Genomic DNA, 17,725 nt, shown 5'->3' with positions numbered 1-17,725 from the left:
TTATCCGGTATTAGCCCCGGTTTCCCGGAGTTATCCCAGTCTTATGGGCAGGTTACCCACGTGTTACTCACCCGTCCGCCGCTAACTTCTTGAGAGCAAGCTCTCAATCCATTCGCTCGACTTGCATGTATTAGGCACGCCGCCAGCGTTCATCCTGAGCCAGGATCAAACTCTCCAATAAAGTTAGTTTGTCTAGCATCTAAAAATAAAAATTGACGTTTCACGTTGTTTGTTTCGTTCAGTTTTCAAAGAACTACTTGGTCGCTCATTTGCGACTTCCTTATGTTAACATCTTCGTTTTTCGATGTCAACTAAGTTTTTCAATTTCTTTTTTTGTCGTTTTCTGCGTTTCCGCATCAGCGACGGTTATTAATATATCATGGTGAAAAATGAAATGCAACACCTTTTATAAACTTTTTTTAAAACTGCCCACATTTCTTTTTTAATATCATATACTTAAACGAAATATCTCTTTCATGTATGAGTAATTCCTACATATATTTTATATAAAGTTACTCTATCAAAAAACGTTTCTTTCTATACTAAGCGTTTTATTCATATACCATATCATACAAGGAGGAATATATATGGACTATACCGATTTATTAATCAAACTAGGTCTCTCGGCTATTTTAGGGTTTGCCATTGGTTTAGAACGCGAATTAAAACGGAAACCACTTGGTTTAAAAACGTGTTTAGTTATTTCTATTATTAGTTGCCTCCTAACGATTGTTTCTATTAAAGCAGCTTATAACTTACCACATACCGATCATATGAATATGGATCCACTTCGACTTGCCGCTCAAATTGTATCAGGAATTGGTTTTTTAGGTGCTGGCGTAATTTTAAGAAGAGGCAACGATAGCATTGCAGGACTCACGACTGCCGCTATGATCTGGGGTGCTTCTGGTATTGGTATTGCCGTTGGAGCTGGTTTCTATATCGAGGCGATTTTCGGAATGTGTTTCCTTATGATTAGTGTCGAACTTATACCACTCGCGATGAAATATGTAGGCCCTAGGTCATTTCGTCAACGTGATATCGCTGTGAAACTTGTTGTACGAAATATGGACAATATCCCAATCGTAATTGAAGAAATAAAGGAAATGGATATAAAAGTTAAGAATATGAAGCTTAAAACATTAGAAAACGGTTCTCACTATTTACATCTTAAACTGTCCATTGATCAAAAAAGACCTACTGCTGATGTTTACTATGCTCTTCAACATCTTGAAAGTGTCCAACAAACTGAAGTGGAAAGTATGTAGCATAAAACAAACTCTCTTTAATTAGAGAGTTTTTCTTTTTTCTATAATGGTAACAATGAATGTAGTCCTGCAAAACAAGGAGGAATTTACTATTGAAATCCCGTCCGAATTTAGTAGATACATTTCGTGATTCCATTATTTTTCGTTTAATTTGTTTTATTATTGTATTCACTGCTTTTTCTGGTTTTCTTATACATAGATTAGAACCCTCTCATTTCACTACATGGTTTGACGGAATTTGGTGGTCAATCGTTACCATTTTTACAGTTGGATATGGCGACTTTGCTCCCCATACAACGATAGGAAAACTAATAGGTATAAGTATTATTTTATTAGGAACTGGCTTTTGTTCTTATTATATGGTTCTATTCGCTACTGAGATGATCAGTAAACAATATATGAAAATTAAAGGTGAAGAAGCCGCTACCTCTAACGGTCATATGATTATCGTTGGCTGGAATGAGCGTGCAAAACATGTTGTAAAGCAAATGCATGTATTACAACCAAACCTTGATATCGTTTTAATTGATGAAACACTTTCTTTACTCCCAAAACCATTTCATCATTTAGAATTTATAAAAGGTTGTCCGCACCACGATCAAACTTTATTAAAAGCTAATATTAAAACGGCACACACCATATTAATAACAGCGGATAAAGAAAAGAACGAAAGCTTAGCAGATACACAATCCATTTTAAATATTTTAACTGCAAAAGGACTCAATCCAAACATTCACTGCATCGCAGAACTACTTACTACTGAACAAATTCAAAATGCAACGAGAGCTGGCGCGTCAGAAATTATAGAAGGAAATAAATTAACGAGTTATGTATTTACCGCTTCTCTTTTATTCCCTTCTATTTCAGGTGTACTATTCTCACTTTACGATGAAATCTCTGATAATAAATTACAACTGATGGAGCTTTCTCCGTCCTGCACCGGACAAACCTTTGCAAATTGTAGCTATACCCTTTTAAAACAAAACATTCTCTTACTAGGTATAAAGCGCGACGATCAATATATGATTAACCCAGTCCATACTTTCATTCTTATCGAAAGCGACGTACTCATTGTTATTCACCATTAAGAAAATGTTTTTCTAGTTCCCGCATGAGCACTTTTCCAATATTGATATATTTTCTTTTCACTTCTGCATCTGGATCTTTCGGTTCAGCAAATTGATCCATCCCACTCGTTCCCGCGGTTAAAGTATTCACATTATCATCTAGTTCGTCTTGATATACGTGCGAAAGAATATACGGCGTTTCAAGACGGACTACTACACCAGGTACATCTAGTTCACCATCTACTGCTGTAAACGGCACTCGTAAAAATTGATACCCATCTTCTTCATCGATTTTGTAATCGAAGCATCCTTTATCATAATCCCAATTACCACCAATACTATATCCAAGTGGTTTCATAACCTCTTCTAATTTATATAACGCATATGTACGTCCTTCTAAATTTGATTGAATCGGAATCAAGTCCATCCCTCCAAGACTTTTCCTTTAGCATACCCACTCTAGTTTGAATATACTGATGGACTTTTCGATAAAATAATAAAAAGCGACCGGAATCCGGTCGCTTTTTATTATTTTAAACGCTCTTCTAATTCTGCTTTTAATTCTTCAAATCCTGGTTTACCAAGTAAAGCAAACATGTTTTTCTTGTATGCTTCTACGCCAGGTTGGTCAAATGGATTTACGCCTAATAAGTAGCCGCTCATCGCACATGCTTTTTCGAAGAAGTATACAAGGTAACCGAATGTGTACTCATTTAATTCAGGAATATTTACGATTAAATTTGGTACTCCCCCGTCGCTATGTGCAAGTAATGTACCTTCGTATGCTTTTGTGTTTACGAAGTCTACAGTTTCACCAGCAAGGTAGTTTAATCCGTCTAAATCGTTGTCTTCTAATTCGATTGTTAGTTCATGTGTAGATTTACCTACTTTAAGAACTGTTTCAAATAAGTCACGACGACCTTCTTGAACGTATTGACCTAATGAGTGTAAGTCAGTTGAGAAGTTTGCTGAAGATGGGAAAATACCTTTTTGATCTTTTCCTTCACTTTCACCAAATAACTGTTTCCACCACTCAGCGAAGTATTGAAGTGCTGGCTCATAGTTAACAAGCATTTCAATTGTTTTTCCTTTATTGTATAAAGCGTTACGAACTACTGCGTATTGGTAAGCTGGGTTTTCTGCTAGTTCTGATGTTCCGAAGTCATCATGACCAGCAGCTGCACCTTTCATCATCTCTTCAATATTTAAGCCACTTACTGCGATTGGTAATAAACCAACTGGCGTTAATACAGAGAAACGTCCTCCAACATCATCTGGAATAACGAATGTTTCGTAACCTTCGTTATCAGCTAATGTTTTTAATGCACCACGTGCTTTATCTGTAGTTGCATAAATACGTTTGCGAGCTTCTTCTTTTCCATACTTCTCTTCTAATAACTTACGGAAAATACGGAATGCTAGTGCTGGCTCTGTTGTTGTACCTGATTTGGAAATAACGTTAATAGAGAAGTCTTTACCTTCTAATACGTCCATTAAATCTTTCATGTAAGTGGAGCTAATGTTTTGTCCAACAAATAGCACTTGTGGAGTTTTACGTTGTTCTTTAGATAGCGTGTTGTAGAAAGAATGGCTTAACATTTCGATTGCTGCGCGTGCTCCTAGGTAAGAACCACCAATACCTACAACAAGTAAAATGTCAGAGTCGTTTTTAATTTTTTCTGCGCATTTTTGAATGCGAGCGAATTCTTCTTTGTCATATTGAAGCGGAAGGTCTACCCACCCAAGGAAATCGTTCCCAGCTCCAGTTTTTTCGTGGATTGCATGATGTGTTACTTTCACTGCATCACGTAAATAAGTGATTTCATGTTCACCGATGAAGGATAACGCTTTAGAATAGTCGAACGTTACATGTGTACTCATCTTTTTCCCTCCAATTATGGATATGTATTTCTGTATTCACTTTAGCGAAACTGAAGTTGTAAATCAAGCGATTCAACCATTGTAAACGTAACCAATATATATTTTTTAGAAAAAGTTCATTTTTTGCATAAAAATTCGCATTTTTCGGTATAGATGTATATACATCCTCTTTCGAACATTTTTTATGTATAAAAACAACATAACTACCCCATTCTATAAAAGAGTTAATTAACTCATCGCTTGCTCATGCTTCACAATTAAGGGGGGCTTTTTCATGAGTACTTTGCAACGTATCGCATTAGTCTTTACTGTAATTGGCGCTGTGAACTGGGGACTAATCGGATTTTTCCAGTTTGACTTAGTAGCAGCCATTTTCGGCGGACAAAATTCAGCTCTTGCACGTATTATTTACGGCATCGTTGGTATATCTGGGCTTATCAACCTTGGTTTACTGTTTAAACCATCTGAAAATCTTGGTACGCACCCAGAAACAAACGAAATTCGATAATCAGTATGTCCTTTCACCTCCGACATACGAATATGATTGCATGCAATCATATTTGCAAATATATATCATAAGATAAAGTAAAAGAGGAACGCTCATATGCGTTCCTCTTTTACTTTGTTAACTCGGACTCTTCAATCCATTCTGCCAACTTTTCTCGCAGCGTATTAAATCCGTTTTCAGATGGGTTCGGTATAAGAATCCTTCCTTGTTTTCTTTTCGCCGCTTTTAACGATAAACTCATTTTTCTGTGCTCTTCATCAATTGAAAGTACCTTTACTTCTACTGTATCGCCGACTTTTAAAAAGTCATGAATATCCTTTACATATCCATTTGTAATTTCAGATATATGCACAAGTCCTTGTGTTTCTGCATCTAACGCTACAAATGCACCGTAATCTTGAATTCCAGTCACTTTCCCTGTTACAACCACTCCTGTTGTATATTGTTCTGACATATGAAACACTCCCATACGTTTACCATTCTCTCTACAATTATAGAGAGCAAAGCAGATATATTTATTTTAAATATCCGATTGGTTAGTACGCATTCTAGATAATGATATCTAGAATGCGTATACCTTATATTAGTAAATTATACCACTATGACAGAACTCATTCAAAATTCATGAAAAATTTCCCTTAAAGAAGTATAATTCTCCAATATTGGGATAGACTACTAACACATGGCTTTCTAGTATTCCCCCCCTTTTATGGACAAAGCGTATTACGTTTTGTCCTTTTTTTATTTTCTACAAATCGTTCCATTCTCTTCATCGCTTCCATAAGTTGTTCAAGCGACGTCGCATATGAACAACGAATAAATCCTTCACCACTTTCGCCAAATACGCTACCAGGGACAACGGCCACTTTTTCTTCCAACAATAACTGTTCTGCAAATTCCGCTGAAGATAATCCGGTTGAAGATATAGAAGGAAAAACATAAAATGCTCCGCCCGGCACATGACACGTTAAGCCCATTTCATTGAAAGATGTCGTCATGAAGTTACGACGCTTCTTATAGCTATCTCTCATTCGAATTACTTCATCGTTCCCTGCACGTAACGCCTCAAGTGCTGCAAACTGAGACATCGTCGGTGCACACATCATTGAATACTGATGGATTTTGAGCATTAATTCTGAAAATTGAACAGGAGATGCAATCATACCGAGGCGCCATCCTGTCATCGCAAATCCTTTTGAAAATCCTGAAATTAAAATCGTATGCTCACGCATATTTTTAATACTCGCGAAACTTGTATATACTTCGTCGTATACAAGTTCTGCATAAATTTCATCAGATAATACGATTAAATTGTACTTCTCAACAATCACTGCTATTTCTTCAAGCTCGGATTTATTTAGCATTGCACCTGTCGGGTTATTTGGTGAACAAAGCAAAATTGCCTTTGTTTTCGCTGTAATAGCTGCTTCAATTTGTTCTGGTTGTACTTTAAACTCGTTTTCTAACGTAGTCGCCACAGGAACCGGAACTCCTCCAGCTAATGTCACAAGTGGTGCATAAGAAACGAAGCTCGGTTCAATAATGAGCACTTCATCATCAGGATTTATAATGGCGCGCATCGCTACATCTAACGCCTGGCTCGCTCCAACTGTAACAATGATTTCATCACTTGGATCATAAGATACTGCAAATTGTTTTTTTAGATACTTTGCTATTTCTTGACGGAGCTCCAATAATCCTGCATTTGCTGTATATGACGTATACCCTTGTTCCAAAGAACGAATACATGCTTGCCTTACATTCCAAGGTGTAACAAAATCCGGCTCTCCTACCCCGAGGGAAATAACACCTTTCATATTTGCTGCTAAATCAAAAAATTTTCGAATACCAGATGGTTTTAAAGATTCTGCTGATCTAGATAGTTCAAATTGCTTCATGGTGTCACCACAATTCGCTTATCATCATCGTCTTTTTCATAAATAACACCCTCATGTTTATACTTCTTCAAAATGAAATGAGTAGTTGTAGAAACAACAGATTCAATTGTTGCTAATTTCTCAGAAACAAACATCGCTACTTCTCCCATCGTTTTCCCTTCTAATGTAATAGAAAGATCATATGTCCCTGACATTAAATAAACGGATTTCACTTCTGAATAACGATAAATTTGTTCAGCAACCGCATCAAACCCAACGCCATGCTTTGGCGTAACTTTCACATCGATCATTGCCGTTAAACCTGTATGTTCTTTCACCTTCGTCCAATCAATATGTGTTACATAATCCACAATAATCTTTTCATTTTCTAACCTCGCAACCATCTTCTTTACTTCTTCTACCTCTATATTTAACAGCTTCGCTAATGTATCTACAGATAATCGACTACTCTTTTCAAGACAAGCTAATAATTCTAATTCTTTTTCTGTCACCATATAAATCATCCTTCCTTTTCGTTTGTGTCTAAATTATACAAATACCCTTTCCAGTTTGAAAAGAAGATTTTTCTATTGAATTATGTCAAAATAAAGTGAAACTTTAATCAGCGGAAAAATGCGTGATAAAGCGAAAGGGGATGGAACCGTGAAACCAAAAGTTTATATTGCTGAACCAGTTCCAACATTTGTAGAAAACTATTTATCAGAACACTGTGATTATGAAAAATGGGATCAAAATGAGAAAGTACCTCGTGATGTTCTATTAGAGAAAATACAAGATAAAGATGGGTTATTAAATTTCGGATCTGCTATTAATGAAGAATTACTGACAGTGGCTCCTAACTTAAAAGTAGTGAGCAACATTTCTGTCGGTTACGATAATTTTGATTTACAAGCGATGAAAAACCGAAATGTTATCGGAACGAATACACCATACGTATTAGATGATACAGTAGCTGATCTCGTTTTCGCCCTTATGCTATCAGCTGGGCGCCGCGTTTGCGAACTCGATTCTTACGTGAAAAATGGTGAATGGAACGCTGAAATCGGAAAAGAACACTTCGGACTAGATGTACACCATAGCACAATTGGTATTATCGGTATGGGCCGAATTGGAGAAGCCGTTGCAAAACGAGCAAAATTCGGATTTGATATGAATGTTCTTTACTATAACCGCCGTCGTAAAGAAGAAGCTGAACAAAAATTCGATGCTACATATTGTGATTTACAAACGCTACTGAAGCAGTCTGACTTTATTGTTCTTCTTACTCCATTAACAGATGAAACATATCACCTTATTGGAGAAAAGGAATTTTCATTAATGAAAGAAACAGCAATCTTCATTAATGCTTCTCGCGGGAAAACAGTAGATGAAGAAGCGTTAATCCATGCTTTAACAGAAAAGAAAATCTTTGCAGCAGGTATCGATACATTTACACAAGAGCCGATTCAAAAAGATAATCCACTCTTATCATTACAAAATATTGTAACTTTACCACACATCGGATCTGCAACATTAAAAACTAGGCAGCAAATGGCTATGACCGCCGCTGAAAATTTAGTTGCAGGATTACAAGGAAAAACACCGCCTAATATTGTTCGCGGGTAATACTGAATAAACGAAAGGCAAGATGACGTCGTCATCTTGCCTTTTTTTGTTAACATATTTTCTTCTTCCTTGGAGATGATATGAACAAAAATCAATGGAGTGACAAAAAATGAATCACGAATATACTTGTCCTTATTTCACTTTTTCCACTCGCGGCACTACTATTCATTACGAATTGTATGAACACGATAACAAAACAGAACGTCCTACTTTCGTACTCGTTCACGGCTTTTTATCTTCCTCATTCAGTTACCGTCGTCTCATTCCCTTACTATCGAAAGCAGGAACAGTGATTGCTCTTGATTTACCACCGTTCGGAAAAAGTGATAAGTCTCATCTGTTTAAGTATTCTTATCACAATTTAGCAACGATTATTATTGATTTAATTGAACATTTATCTCTCTCAAACATTGTATTAGTTGGGCACTCTATGGGTGGGCAAATTTCTCTCTATGTAAACCGTATACGTCCTGAACTCATTTCAAAAACGATTTTACTATGCAGCTCTAGCTATTTAGCACGCGCAACCTTACCTTTACTATACTCTTCTTATTTACCGTTCTTTCATTTATACGTAAAGAACTGGATTATTAGACGCGGTATTGTTCATAACTTAATGAATGTCGTTCATGATCACTCATTAATTGACGATGAAATGAAAAAAGGTTACTCCGCTCCTTTTTATGACGACCGTATATTTCCCGCTTTAACTCGCATGATACGAGACCGTGAAGGTGACTTATCTTCAACTGAATTACAAAAAATCGAAACACCTACACTACTCATTTGGGGTGAAAAAGACCGCGTCGTCCCTGTACATGTAGGTCATCGTCTACACAAAGATTTACCGAATTCAAAATTTATTTCTTACGAAAATACAGGACATTTACTACCTGAAGAAAAGCCTGAACATGTTTATGAAGAAATTATCGCTTTTTCTGCGCAATAAAGTGAAACTTTAATTAGCCCCCACCTAACTTCTTTGCTTCTGCTGAATTTTGAGGTGGGGGTCTTACTCCCCGGCAAATAGTGGGATAATATAAAAAAGGCCGTCGGAAATTCCGACAGCCTATAATGAACAGCTTCCGCCTTCTTTTATTACAAGTAATTCCACAGCTAATTTCTCACATTTTTCAAGCGCAGGTACTTCCTCAAAAGACATAAAGTATATATGTTGAATCTTCTTTGCGATGTATTTTGGATCATCAAACACACTTATGACGTTCACAACATCGCTCGCTTCTGTTTCATAAAACTCCGGTCCCATTTGAAACGGATCCCAATTCTTCACAACCTCTATCATCTTTTCATATGTACCCATTCGCTTCCCGCCTTTTCACTTTTTAATACTTTTCTTTATCCTATCACATCAGCTATTCTATAAGAAGAGAGAGAACTTTCATAACTTATTGGTTTTACAGAAGAAGGGGGCAAACGTATGCAACTATTTCATAAAGCAATCAATCGACGTGGAACGCATAGTATAAAATGGGATACATATAAAAACGAAGAACTTATCCATGCTTGGATTGCTGATATGGATTTTGAAGTACCAACACAAATTCAAACTGCTTTAAAGAAACGTATTGAGCATCCTATTTTCGGCTATACACTTCCTCCCGAAAATATTGGAGATATTATTTGTAACTGGACAAAAAAACAATATAACTGGGACATTCAAAAAGAATGGATTGTTTTTAGCGCGGGGATCGTTCCAGCTCTTAGTACGAGCATACAGGCTTTCACAAAAGAAAACGAATCCGTTCTCGTACAACCACCTATTTATCCTCCATTTTTCGAAATGGTCACAACAAACAACAGGCAGTTATGCGTGAGTCCATTACAGAAACAAAATGATACATATGTGATAGACTTCGAGCATTTAGAAAAGCAGTTTCAGCAAGGTGTCAAACTCATGCTTCTTTGTAGCCCTCATAACCCAATCGGACGCGTTTGGACGAAAGAGGAACTTGTGCAGCTCGGATTGTTATGTACTAAATATGACGTTATCGTTGTCGCGGATGAAATTCATTCCGATATCATTTATGCAGACCATACACATACGCCGTTCGCTTCCTTATCTGAAGAATTAGCAGAGCGCACTATCACTTGTATGGCTCCAAGTAAAACATTTAATATCGCTGGATTACAAGCTTCGATTATTATCATTCCAAACGAAAAACTCCGTCACGCCTTTACAGCTATCCAATATAGACAAGGCTTCCACGGGTTAAATATCTTTGCCTACACAGCGATGCAAAGTGCCTATACAGAATGTAATGATTGGTTAAACGAAATTCGATTATATATAGAAGATAATGCTCAATTTGCTTGTGAATATATTAAAACTCACATACCTGCTCTTTCCGTAACGAAGCCAGAAGGTAGCTTTTTATTATGGATTGATTGTTCTCGTCTAAAGCTTTCTCAAAACGAGCGTACTGCATTACTTGAGGAAAAAGGAAAAATCATCGTTGAACCTGGTGAGAAATACGGGTTAGGTGGCGAAGAACATATTCGAATTAACATCGGCTGTCCACGATCTGTTTTAGAAGAAATTTTGAACAGACTGCGTCATACGTTTTCATAATAATAGAGGAGTCTGTCCCCTAATCATTCTTGGACAGACTCCTTTGTCATATTTTGTCGGTAAGTCGATATATTTCAAGTTACGGTCGATATATTCCAATAATCGCTGATATATTTTCACTTATACTACACAAAAAAAGCTACCAGCACGGTAGCTTTTACTTTTTCTTCATATCCGCTGCTTTTTTTACAATTACACCACAAGCAATTCGATCGCCTGATTTACCTGTCGGTTGTGTCATACCATCATCAGGGTTTTCTGTAATAATAATAGACGCTCCATCTTTTCTATGAATCGTCGTTTTTCCTTCTTCAAGTGTGATGTGAGGTGCATCGATTTCCGCTTTAATCTTCCCAGAACCATCTGCAACTACGTTCGGTAAATCACCGTTTTCTGCACCCTTCGGATTAAGAAGACCATGTTTTTTATCATCAGGATTAAAATGATTCCCGGATGATTCAAAACGAGGTGCCTTACACTCTCCGATTTCATGTACATGTAGTCCGTGTGGTCCTGGCGTGAAACCTTCTCCTTTAATCGTAATTTTCACGCCACTTGTTTGCTGCACTACTTTCGCAGTCCCTACTTCATCTCCTGAAGCATTATGTAATTTCACTTCAATTTCTTTCGGCTTTCCTTGGTCACAACCTGCCATCAGAAATAATAAACAACAACTGAAAAAAAGCCGTTTCTTCATTCCATTCCCTCCAAAATATATTCTGCCCTTAGATTGTCCGAGCATAGAGGGAAACATACAAAAATGCGTTACTGTTTCTTTTCAGCTAATAGTTTTTCTTCAACTTTCTGTAATCGCTCCGCTTCGCGTTTTGATACACGAATGAACATACGCCACGTAGCAACGGCACCAATTATAAATAGCACGCAAACAATCCCTGGAATAATATATTCTGTTTTATCTTCCGGAAAATATAAAGGCATCATATAGAACACTCCTTATTATAGGATTTGTAAAACATCAGAATTTTCTGTTATATAACTTTAAATTATAGTGGAACCTATCCATATTCTCAAGGGGGCGTTCCGAAAGTGAATGATTTCTTTGACTCCTTCTCCTACTTTCCTTACTATAAACTTGAGGTGAAAAATATGAGAGAAACATTTGAAATTGGTGAAATCGTTACTGGTATTTATAAAACTGGCAAATACATCGGCGAAGTTACAAATAGCCGCCCTGGCAGTTACGTCGTAAAAGTATTAGCTGTTTTAAAACATCCGGTGCAAGGTGACTTACATAACGTAAAACAAGCTGACGTACCATTTTTCCATGAAAGACGCGCTTTAGCTTTCCGTGAACAGACGAACATTCCAGAGCAAATGGTGAAAAAATATGAAGGAGAAATTCCGGATTATACCAAGTCACTAAAATTAGCATTAGAAACCCAAATGAATTCATTTTCTGAAGATGATTCACCTTTTGCAGAGCGTAGTCTAGAAACATTAGAACAGTTAAAGAAAGACTACAAACTTTAAAAAACAAAACGACCAAATTACATAATGTGCAATTTGGTCGTTACTGTGTGCTCACTTTCTTTAACACTTTTGAAAAATCAACGAGTTCTCCTAATGTTGGAGGTGCTGGTTTTACTAAATACTCTTTATCTTTTTCTACTAGTTTAAAAATATTGTACGTCGTCATCGCATCATCAAGCGCACAATGATGCTTCCCTGTCCCTACTTTTCCGTACGCCTCAATTGCTTTCCATAATCCTGTTTGATTTCTTTCTCCAAAAAACTTCTTATACTCAAGCGATAAATCACGACACTGTCCGAAGAATGGAAAAGCTATCCCTGCCATTTCACAATTATGCTTCAGCACTTTCATATCCATATTTCCCCACGTTACAATTGTCGGTTTACATTTCGTTTCGTATTCCGCAAGCTTCTTAACGAGTTCAGGAAATGAAATCCCTTTATCCACGACTTCTTGTTTTATTCCTAAAAACTTCTTACATCGATCCGTTAAAGAGGGAAATGTTTTCGGCCTGACATGTGATGAATACGTATCTTCCACCTTACGGCCAGCAACTGAAACGAGTCCTACCTCAATAATTTCCGGAAAAAATCCTTTCGGTTTCTTTCTATGCTGGGGCATCGTAAACTCAAAGTCTAAAAATAAAAATCGTTGTTCATCCATACGATCCCTTCCTTATCATTTTTATCATTCCTTTCTATTTGACACTCCTACACGAACAAGCTCGAATGCTAATTCCATTTTAAATATTCAGATTGGATGTATCTTATATATATGTCAAATGCCCACAAATATTTTAAAAAATAAGAAAAAATGACCTATGCAGAAAATATGACAAAATCCCTCCTTTCATTTACATCCGCAGTTTTTCTACTTTATAATGACGTTATGTGTGTTTCATCTAGTTAATATTTGACACACTAAGAAAAATGAATGAAAGGAGATGAGATTTTTGCACGAAACAACGCAAGAACTCGCTAACTGGCAGTATTATTTTGCTATCGCAGTCTTTTTAATTACATATGCCATTATTATTTCTGAAAAAATTAATCGCGCTGTCATCGCACTTCTTGGTGCAGCATTCATGGTAATTGTGGGGGTCGTCGATTTACATAACGCCTTTACGAAACATATTGAATGGGGAACGATTACGCTACTCATCGGTATGATGATTTTGGTGAACATTACGAGTAAATCAGGTGTTTTCCAATACGTTGCCATTAAAGCAGCAAAAGGGGCACAAGGAAATCCAATTAAAATTTTAATTTCCCTTTCCCTACTTACCGCGCTTGGCTCCGCATTTTTAGATAACGTTACAACTGTACTTCTTGTTGTTCCAGTTACTTTATCTATTACGCGCATACTGCAAGTAAATCCTGTTCCATATTTACTTTCTGAAATTATTTTTTCAAACATTGGGGGAACGGCAACATTAATTGGTGATCCACCTAACATTATGATTGGTTCTGCCAATAAGCATTTAGACTTCAATGCTTTCCTATTGAATCTAGCACCAATCGTAATTATTATTATTGGAGTTACAGCAACAATACTTTACTTCATGTACCGTAAACAATTAATTGCCGATCCTGTACAGGTTAAAAAATTAATGAGCTTAGATGAAAAACAATACATTAAAGATCCAGTATTAATGAAAAAATCTTTAACGGTGCTTGGACTTACGATTGTAGGTTTCATGACTCATTCTATTTTCCATATTGATGCGGCTATCATTGCCTTAACTGGTGCTACTGTACTTATGTTAATTGGTGTGAAAGAGCATGAAATTGAAGAAGTATTTGCAAGCGTAGAGTGGGTAACAATCTTCTTCTTCGCAGGGCTATTCGTACTTGTTGGAGGACTTATCGATATCGGTCTTATTAAAATGTTAGCTCAAAAAGTAATTGGTATAACAGGCGGAGATATTTCTTACGCATCCATCCTTATTTTATGGGTATCTGGTATCGCCTCTGCAACAATTGATAACATCCCATTCGTTGCAACAATGATTCCACTTATTAACGATATGGCAGTCGGGCTAGGCTTATCACCATCTGACGCACAAATCGATGTATTATGGTGGGCATTAGCACTAGGTGCTTGTCTCGGTGGAAACGGAACATTAATCGGAGCTTCTGCTAACGTAATCGTTGCAGGTATTGCGAGCCGCGAAGGACATAAATTTAGTTACATGGAATTCCTAAAAGTCGGTTTCCCAATTATGATCGTTTCATTAATCATTTCTCACATTTATATTTATTTACGCTACCTTATGTAGTAAAAAGAGCGCTCTGATAATCAGGGCGCTTTTTTACTTATATCTAAAATATATCGACTTATCAACAAAACGAAAAATCTACTCTTTATATCTCACCGGTTCATTTCGAATAATAAATAAATGAATCGGTAAGAACACCGAAAATGTGATTACATGAATAATCGTAAATAATATAGAGTTCGTTCCATATCTGTCTAAAATAGCGTAGATAAGATAAATAGACAATACAATCGATACAGCTGTTGCTAGTAAACTTATAATTGGTACGAAATTAAAAATGAAACATGCAACATATATACCGAATACTTTCCACCCTGCTTCTTCTTTCAAAAAATCTGGTAATTTATCTTTCGCTAAGTCACCCCACGTCTTACTATTCAAAAACGGAATAAACGCAAGCACCCCGTCCGTTGCACCATCATTTTTCGCCATCGAATAAAGTGCAAAAGCCGTTAACAAATATGAAATAATTGCCCAAATCAATATAACAAGAATAAACGCAAAACTAAGAGCAAAGAAACCTGCTAGTACGCCTTGATCCTCCATCTTATCCTCTCCTCTCTACTTTCAACATATTTCATTACATTGCAAGTTATGTTTTAAAATTTATCCAAACTCTTTGTATAATAAGAGAAGAAAGAGAATAAGAGAGGAGAAACACTTATGCATCCATTTGTAAAAGCATTACAAGAGCATTTCACAGCTCATAAAAATCCTGAAAAAGCAGAACCTATGGCTCGTTATATGAAAAATCACTTCCCATTTCTAGGTATTCAAACACCGGAAAGACGCCAATTATTAAAAGACGTCATTCAAATACATACTCTCCCAGATAAAAAAGACTTCCAAATTATCGTACGTGAGCTTTGGGACTTACCAGAACGTGAATTCCAAGCGGCCGCACTTGATATTATGCAAAAATATAAAAAGCATATAAACGAAACTCATATCCCCTTCTTAGAAAAACTTATTGTCACAAAATCTTGGTGGGACTCTGTCGATAGCATCGTCCCTACATTCTTAGGTACTATCTTTTTAAAACACCCAGAATTGATTTCTGCTTATATTCCAAAATGGATTGCATCAGATAACATATGGTTACAACGCGCCGCTATTTTATTCCAACTGAAATATAAACAAAAGATGGATGAAGAACTTCTTTTCTGGATTATTGGACAACTACATTCTTCAAAAGAATTTTTCATTCAAAAAGCGATTGGCTGGGTCCTTCGTGAATATGCAAAAACAAATCCGGATGTAGTTTGGGAATACGTGCAAAACAACGAGCTCGCTCCATTAAGTAAGCGTGAAGCAATTAAGCATATTAAAGAAAATTACGGAATAAATAATGAAAAAATAGGCGAGACTCTATCATAGATAGACGCGTTCCTCTATTGAGATTTAAAAAAGAACGTGTTAGAATATGTTCATTATTACTAATATAAGTAGCGATGACGGACTTATAAGTACTTGCATAAAAAGCGATTCAGGGATAGTGAAAGCCTGAAGCCGCAAGGAAACGGCAGTCCCGAGCAATACATGATAAAGTGGATGCACCTTTTGTGTATCAACTAGGGTGGAACCGCGGGCAAACGCTCGTCCCTAGGCAAATAAGCCTTGGGATGAGCGTTTTTTTATGTTCTTTTTAGCTATACTGCTCGTTTCCAAAGTATCAGAGTATGTCATCGCCAATACGTTAACTTTCAAAAGGAGGATTTTCTTATGTATTCAATGGAACAAGTTGTAAACTTAGCGAAACATCGCGGTTTTGTTTTCCCTGGTTCTGAAATTTACGGTGGTCTTGCAAACACTTGGGATTACGGTCCACTTGGAATCGAATTAAAAAATAACGTTAAAAAAGCTTGGTGGAAAAAATTCATTCAAGAATCTCCATACAACGTTGGTTTAGACGCAGCTATTTTAATGAACCCTAAAACTTGGATCGCTTCTGGTCACGTTGGTAACTTCAACGATCCAATGATCGACTGTAAAAAATGTAAAGCTCGTCACCGTGCTGACAAATTAATTGAGGATGCTTTAGATGCAAAAGGCATCGAAATGGTTGTTGATGGTCTTACTTTCGACCAAATGGCTGACTTAATGAAAGAACATGAAGTAAAATGTCCTGATTGCGGTAGTGAAGAATTCACTGAAATCCGTCAGTTCAACTTAATGTTCAAAACATTCCAAGGTGTTACAGAGTCTAGCACAAACGAAATCTTCCTTCGTCCTGAAACAGCACAAGGTATTTTCGTAAACTTCAAAAACGTTCAACGCTCTATGCGTAAAAAGCTTCCATTTGGTATTGGCCAAATCGGTAAGAGTTTCCGTAACGAAATCACGCCTGGTAACTTCACATTCCGTACACGTGAATTCGAACAAATGGAACTTGAATTCTTCTGTAAGCCTGGTGAAGATTTAGAGTGGTTCGCATTCTGGCGTGAAACTTGTAAAAACTGGTTACTTTCACTTGGTATGACTGAAGAGAGCATGCGTCTTCGTGACCACGGTGAAGAAGAGTTATCTCACTATAGTAATGCAACAACTGACATTGAATTCAAATTCCCATTCGGTTGGGGCGAACTTTGGGGCGTTGCATCTCGTACAGACTTCGACTTAAAACGTCACATGGAACACTCAAACGAAGACTTTAACTATATCGATCCACAAACGAATGAGCGTTACGTACCATACTGCATCGAGCCATCTTTAGGCGCAGACCGTGTAACATTAGCATTCTTATGTGATGCATATGAAGAAGAGCAATTAGAAAACGATTCTCGTACAGTTCTTCGTTTCCACCCTGCTTTAGCACCATACAAAGCAGCTATCTTACCATTATCTAAAAAGCTATCTGAAGGTGCTACTGAAGTATTCGCAGAATTAGCTAAAGACTTCATGGTAGACTTTGATGAAACTGGTTCTATCGGTAAACGTTACCGTCGTCAAGACGAAATCGGTACACCATTCTGTATCACATACGACTTCGACTCAGTTGAAGACAAAGCTGTTACAGTACGTGACCGTGATACAATGGAACAAGTTCGTATGCCAATTAGCGAACTAAAAGGTTTCTTAGAGAAGAAAATCCAGTTCTAATTATAAGAAAAAGAGGCTGCTCATAAGAGCGCCTCTTTT

At 36.9% G+C, this 17,725-nt stretch carries 20 protein-coding genes and 1 rRNA gene; 10 read left to right on the top strand and 11 right to left on the bottom strand.

The window, feature by feature from the left end:
* Positions 1 to 181 (bottom strand): 16S ribosomal RNA (locus tag ACO6VI_RS12500); the annotation flags it as partial.
* Between the two features lie 406 nt (positions 182 to 587).
* On the opposite strand from ACO6VI_RS12500, the gene ACO6VI_RS12495 reads away from it, so the two are divergent.
* Both ACO6VI_RS12495 and ACO6VI_RS12490 read left to right on the top strand, forming a co-directional pair.
* Positions 588 to 1,268: an MgtC/SapB family protein gene (locus ACO6VI_RS12495; protein WP_000386677.1), complete on the top strand. Its 681-nt coding sequence runs from the start codon at positions 588 to 590 to the stop codon at positions 1,266 to 1,268.
* A 92-nt stretch (positions 1,269 to 1,360) separates the two neighbouring features.
* On the top strand, positions 1,361 to 2,356 hold the full coding sequence (locus tag ACO6VI_RS12490; protein ID WP_000842316.1) for a potassium channel family protein: 996 nt from the start codon (positions 1,361 to 1,363) through the stop codon (positions 2,354 to 2,356).
* Here the strand turns inward: ACO6VI_RS12490 and ACO6VI_RS12485 are convergent.
* Positions 2,343 to 2,756: a YugN-like family protein gene (locus tag ACO6VI_RS12485; RefSeq protein WP_000612347.1), complete on the bottom strand. Its 414-nt coding sequence runs from the start codon at positions 2,754 to 2,756 to the stop codon at positions 2,343 to 2,345. The genes ACO6VI_RS12490 and ACO6VI_RS12485 overlap by 14 nt on opposite strands.
* A 107-nt stretch (positions 2,757 to 2,863) precedes the next feature.
* Complete coding sequence (locus ACO6VI_RS12480) at positions 2,864 to 4,216, bottom strand: glucose-6-phosphate isomerase (protein WP_000103663.1); 1,353 nt, start codon at positions 4,214 to 4,216, stop codon at positions 2,864 to 2,866.
* Between the two features lie 274 nt (positions 4,217 to 4,490).
* Between ACO6VI_RS12480 and ACO6VI_RS12475 the strand changes: the two genes are divergently transcribed.
* The gene (locus tag ACO6VI_RS12475; RefSeq protein WP_000105788.1) at positions 4,491 to 4,724 is read left to right on the top strand and encodes a DUF378 domain-containing protein; all 234 of its coding nucleotides are present in this window, start codon (positions 4,491 to 4,493) and stop codon (positions 4,722 to 4,724) included.
* A gap of 109 nt (positions 4,725 to 4,833) precedes the next feature.
* Here ACO6VI_RS12475 and yugI read toward each other — a convergent pair whose 3' ends face one another.
* The 3 genes from yugI to ACO6VI_RS12460 form a co-directional block, all read right to left on the bottom strand.
* Positions 4,834 to 5,178 carry a S1 domain-containing post-transcriptional regulator GSP13 gene (gene yugI, locus ACO6VI_RS12470; RefSeq protein WP_000003764.1) on the bottom strand — a complete coding sequence of 115 codons (345 nt, stop codon included), beginning with the start codon at positions 5,176 to 5,178 and terminating at the stop codon, positions 4,834 to 4,836.
* Between the two features lie 253 nt (positions 5,179 to 5,431).
* The gene (locus tag ACO6VI_RS12465) at positions 5,432 to 6,622 is read right to left on the bottom strand and encodes an aminotransferase (protein ID WP_063548921.1); all 1,191 of its coding nucleotides are present in this window, start codon (positions 6,620 to 6,622) and stop codon (positions 5,432 to 5,434) included.
* Positions 6,619 to 7,116: an Lrp/AsnC family transcriptional regulator gene (locus ACO6VI_RS12460; RefSeq protein WP_000255696.1), complete on the bottom strand. Its 498-nt coding sequence runs from the start codon at positions 7,114 to 7,116 to the stop codon at positions 6,619 to 6,621. Before ACO6VI_RS12460 ends, ACO6VI_RS12465 begins: the two co-directional genes overlap by 4 nt.
* 118 nt (positions 7,117 to 7,234) lie before the next feature.
* Here ACO6VI_RS12460 and ACO6VI_RS12455 point away from each other — a divergent pair, with 118 nt between their 5' ends.
* The gene (locus ACO6VI_RS12455) at positions 7,235 to 8,227 is read left to right on the top strand and encodes a 2-hydroxyacid dehydrogenase (protein WP_063548923.1); all 993 of its coding nucleotides are present in this window, start codon (positions 7,235 to 7,237) and stop codon (positions 8,225 to 8,227) included.
* 109 nt (positions 8,228 to 8,336) lie between these two features.
* Positions 8,337 to 9,176 (top strand): alpha/beta fold hydrolase, encoded by an 840-nt coding sequence (locus ACO6VI_RS12450; protein WP_001015204.1) that lies wholly within the window; start codon positions 8,337 to 8,339, stop codon positions 9,174 to 9,176.
* Between the two features lie 120 nt (positions 9,177 to 9,296).
* Here ACO6VI_RS12450 and ACO6VI_RS12445 read toward each other — a convergent pair whose 3' ends face one another.
* Positions 9,297 to 9,548, bottom strand: coding sequence for a YugE family protein (locus tag ACO6VI_RS12445; protein WP_000537641.1), 252 nt, complete (start codon positions 9,546 to 9,548; stop codon positions 9,297 to 9,299).
* Positions 9,549 to 9,665: 117 nt separating this feature from the next.
* On the opposite strand from ACO6VI_RS12445, the gene ACO6VI_RS12440 reads away from it, so the two are divergent.
* Positions 9,666 to 10,817 (top strand): MalY/PatB family protein, encoded by a 1,152-nt coding sequence (locus tag ACO6VI_RS12440; protein WP_001175830.1) that lies wholly within the window; start codon positions 9,666 to 9,668, stop codon positions 10,815 to 10,817.
* 157 nt (positions 10,818 to 10,974) lie between these two features.
* Here the strand turns inward: ACO6VI_RS12440 and sodC are convergent, their stop codons facing one another.
* The gene (sodC, locus tag ACO6VI_RS12435) at positions 10,975 to 11,514 is read right to left on the bottom strand and encodes a superoxide dismutase [Cu-Zn] (RefSeq protein WP_023523265.1); all 540 of its coding nucleotides are present in this window, start codon (positions 11,512 to 11,514) and stop codon (positions 10,975 to 10,977) included.
* Between the two features lie 68 nt (positions 11,515 to 11,582).
* The gene (locus ACO6VI_RS12430; RefSeq protein ID WP_000982763.1) at positions 11,583 to 11,759 is read right to left on the bottom strand and encodes a hypothetical protein; all 177 of its coding nucleotides are present in this window, start codon (positions 11,757 to 11,759) and stop codon (positions 11,583 to 11,585) included.
* A gap of 165 nt (positions 11,760 to 11,924) precedes the next feature.
* On the opposite strand from ACO6VI_RS12430, the gene ACO6VI_RS12425 reads away from it, so the two are divergent.
* On the top strand, positions 11,925 to 12,308 hold the full coding sequence (locus tag ACO6VI_RS12425) for a kinase-associated lipoprotein B (protein ID WP_063549376.1): 384 nt from the start codon (positions 11,925 to 11,927) through the stop codon (positions 12,306 to 12,308).
* Between the two features lie 40 nt (positions 12,309 to 12,348).
* Here ACO6VI_RS12425 and kapD read toward each other — a convergent pair whose 3' ends face one another.
* Complete coding sequence (gene kapD / locus ACO6VI_RS12420; RefSeq protein ID WP_000344360.1) at positions 12,349 to 12,972, bottom strand: 3'-5' exonuclease KapD; 624 nt, start codon at positions 12,970 to 12,972, stop codon at positions 12,349 to 12,351.
* A gap of 289 nt (positions 12,973 to 13,261) precedes the next feature.
* Here kapD and ACO6VI_RS12415 point away from each other — a divergent pair, with 289 nt between their 5' ends.
* On the top strand, positions 13,262 to 14,587 hold the full coding sequence (locus ACO6VI_RS12415) for an ArsB/NhaD family transporter (protein ID WP_000545210.1): 1,326 nt from the start codon (positions 13,262 to 13,264) through the stop codon (positions 14,585 to 14,587).
* A gap of 78 nt (positions 14,588 to 14,665) precedes the next feature.
* Here ACO6VI_RS12415 and ACO6VI_RS12410 read toward each other — a convergent pair whose 3' ends face one another.
* Positions 14,666 to 15,133 (bottom strand): hypothetical protein, encoded by a 468-nt coding sequence (locus tag ACO6VI_RS12410; protein ID WP_000390061.1) that lies wholly within the window; start codon positions 15,131 to 15,133, stop codon positions 14,666 to 14,668.
* A 117-nt stretch (positions 15,134 to 15,250) separates the two neighbouring features.
* Here ACO6VI_RS12410 and ACO6VI_RS12405 point away from each other — a divergent pair, with 117 nt between their 5' ends.
* Positions 15,251 to 15,964 carry a DNA alkylation repair protein gene (locus ACO6VI_RS12405; RefSeq protein WP_000553300.1) on the top strand — a complete coding sequence of 238 codons (714 nt, stop codon included), beginning with the start codon at positions 15,251 to 15,253 and terminating at the stop codon, positions 15,962 to 15,964.
* Between the two features lie 345 nt (positions 15,965 to 16,309).
* A complete protein-coding gene (locus tag ACO6VI_RS12400; protein ID WP_000287154.1) occupies positions 16,310 to 17,686 on the top strand; it encodes a glycine--tRNA ligase in 1,377 nt (458 codons plus the stop codon).
* Positions 17,687 to 17,725 lie beyond the last annotated feature (39 nt).

The sequence above is a fragment of the Bacillus sp. PSXD-155 genome (genome assembly GCF_049310765.1).
GTDB classification, from domain to species: Bacteria; Bacillota; Bacilli; order Bacillales; family Bacillaceae_G; genus Bacillus_A; species Bacillus_A cereus.
The sequence above is the reverse complement of the archived record's forward strand: the minus strand, read 5'-3'. Positions and strand labels throughout refer to the sequence as shown.

What these genes read in the sequence shown, in the direction of transcription:
- ACO6VI_RS12410 (WP_000390061.1), bottom strand. Translation starts at nt 15,133, where the DNA reads ATGGAGGATCAAGGCGTACTAGCAGGTTTCTTTGCTCTTAGTTTTGCG.
- ACO6VI_RS12405 (WP_000553300.1), top strand. Translation starts at nt 15,251, where the DNA reads ATGCATCCATTTGTAAAAGCATTACAAGAGCATTTCACAGCTCATAAA.
- ACO6VI_RS12455 (WP_063548923.1), top strand. Translation starts at nt 7,235, where the DNA reads ATGCGTGATAAAGCGAAAGGGGATGGAACCGTGAAACCAAAAGTTTAT.
- ACO6VI_RS12465 (WP_063548921.1), bottom strand. Translation starts at nt 6,622, where the DNA reads ATGAAGCAATTTGAACTATCTAGATCAGCAGAATCTTTAAAACCATCT.
- ACO6VI_RS12445 (WP_000537641.1), bottom strand. Translation starts at nt 9,548, where the DNA reads ATGGGTACATATGAAAAGATGATAGAGGTTGTGAAGAATTGGGATCCG.
- kapD (WP_000344360.1), bottom strand. Translation starts at nt 12,972, where the DNA reads ATGGATGAACAACGATTTTTATTTTTAGACTTTGAGTTTACGATGCCC.
- ACO6VI_RS12460 (WP_000255696.1), bottom strand. Translation starts at nt 7,116, where the DNA reads ATGGTGACAGAAAAAGAATTAGAATTATTAGCTTGTCTTGAAAAGAGT.
- ACO6VI_RS12425 (WP_063549376.1), top strand. Translation starts at nt 11,925, where the DNA reads ATGAGAGAAACATTTGAAATTGGTGAAATCGTTACTGGTATTTATAAA.
- ACO6VI_RS12440 (WP_001175830.1), top strand. Translation starts at nt 9,666, where the DNA reads ATGCAACTATTTCATAAAGCAATCAATCGACGTGGAACGCATAGTATA.
- ACO6VI_RS12430 (WP_000982763.1), bottom strand. Translation starts at nt 11,759, where the DNA reads ATGATGCCTTTATATTTTCCGGAAGATAAAACAGAATATATTATTCCA.
- yugI (WP_000003764.1), bottom strand. Translation starts at nt 5,178, where the DNA reads ATGTCAGAACAATATACAACAGGAGTGGTTGTAACAGGGAAAGTGACT.
- ACO6VI_RS12400 (WP_000287154.1), top strand. Translation starts at nt 16,310, where the DNA reads ATGTATTCAATGGAACAAGTTGTAAACTTAGCGAAACATCGCGGTTTT.
- ACO6VI_RS12480 (WP_000103663.1), bottom strand. Translation starts at nt 4,216, where the DNA reads ATGAGTACACATGTAACGTTCGACTATTCTAAAGCGTTATCCTTCATC.
- ACO6VI_RS12475 (WP_000105788.1), top strand. Translation starts at nt 4,491, where the DNA reads ATGAGTACTTTGCAACGTATCGCATTAGTCTTTACTGTAATTGGCGCT.
- ACO6VI_RS12450 (WP_001015204.1), top strand. Translation starts at nt 8,337, where the DNA reads ATGAATCACGAATATACTTGTCCTTATTTCACTTTTTCCACTCGCGGC.
- sodC (WP_023523265.1), bottom strand. Translation starts at nt 11,514, where the DNA reads ATGAAGAAACGGCTTTTTTTCAGTTGTTGTTTATTATTTCTGATGGCA.
- ACO6VI_RS12495 (WP_000386677.1), top strand. Translation starts at nt 588, where the DNA reads ATGGACTATACCGATTTATTAATCAAACTAGGTCTCTCGGCTATTTTA.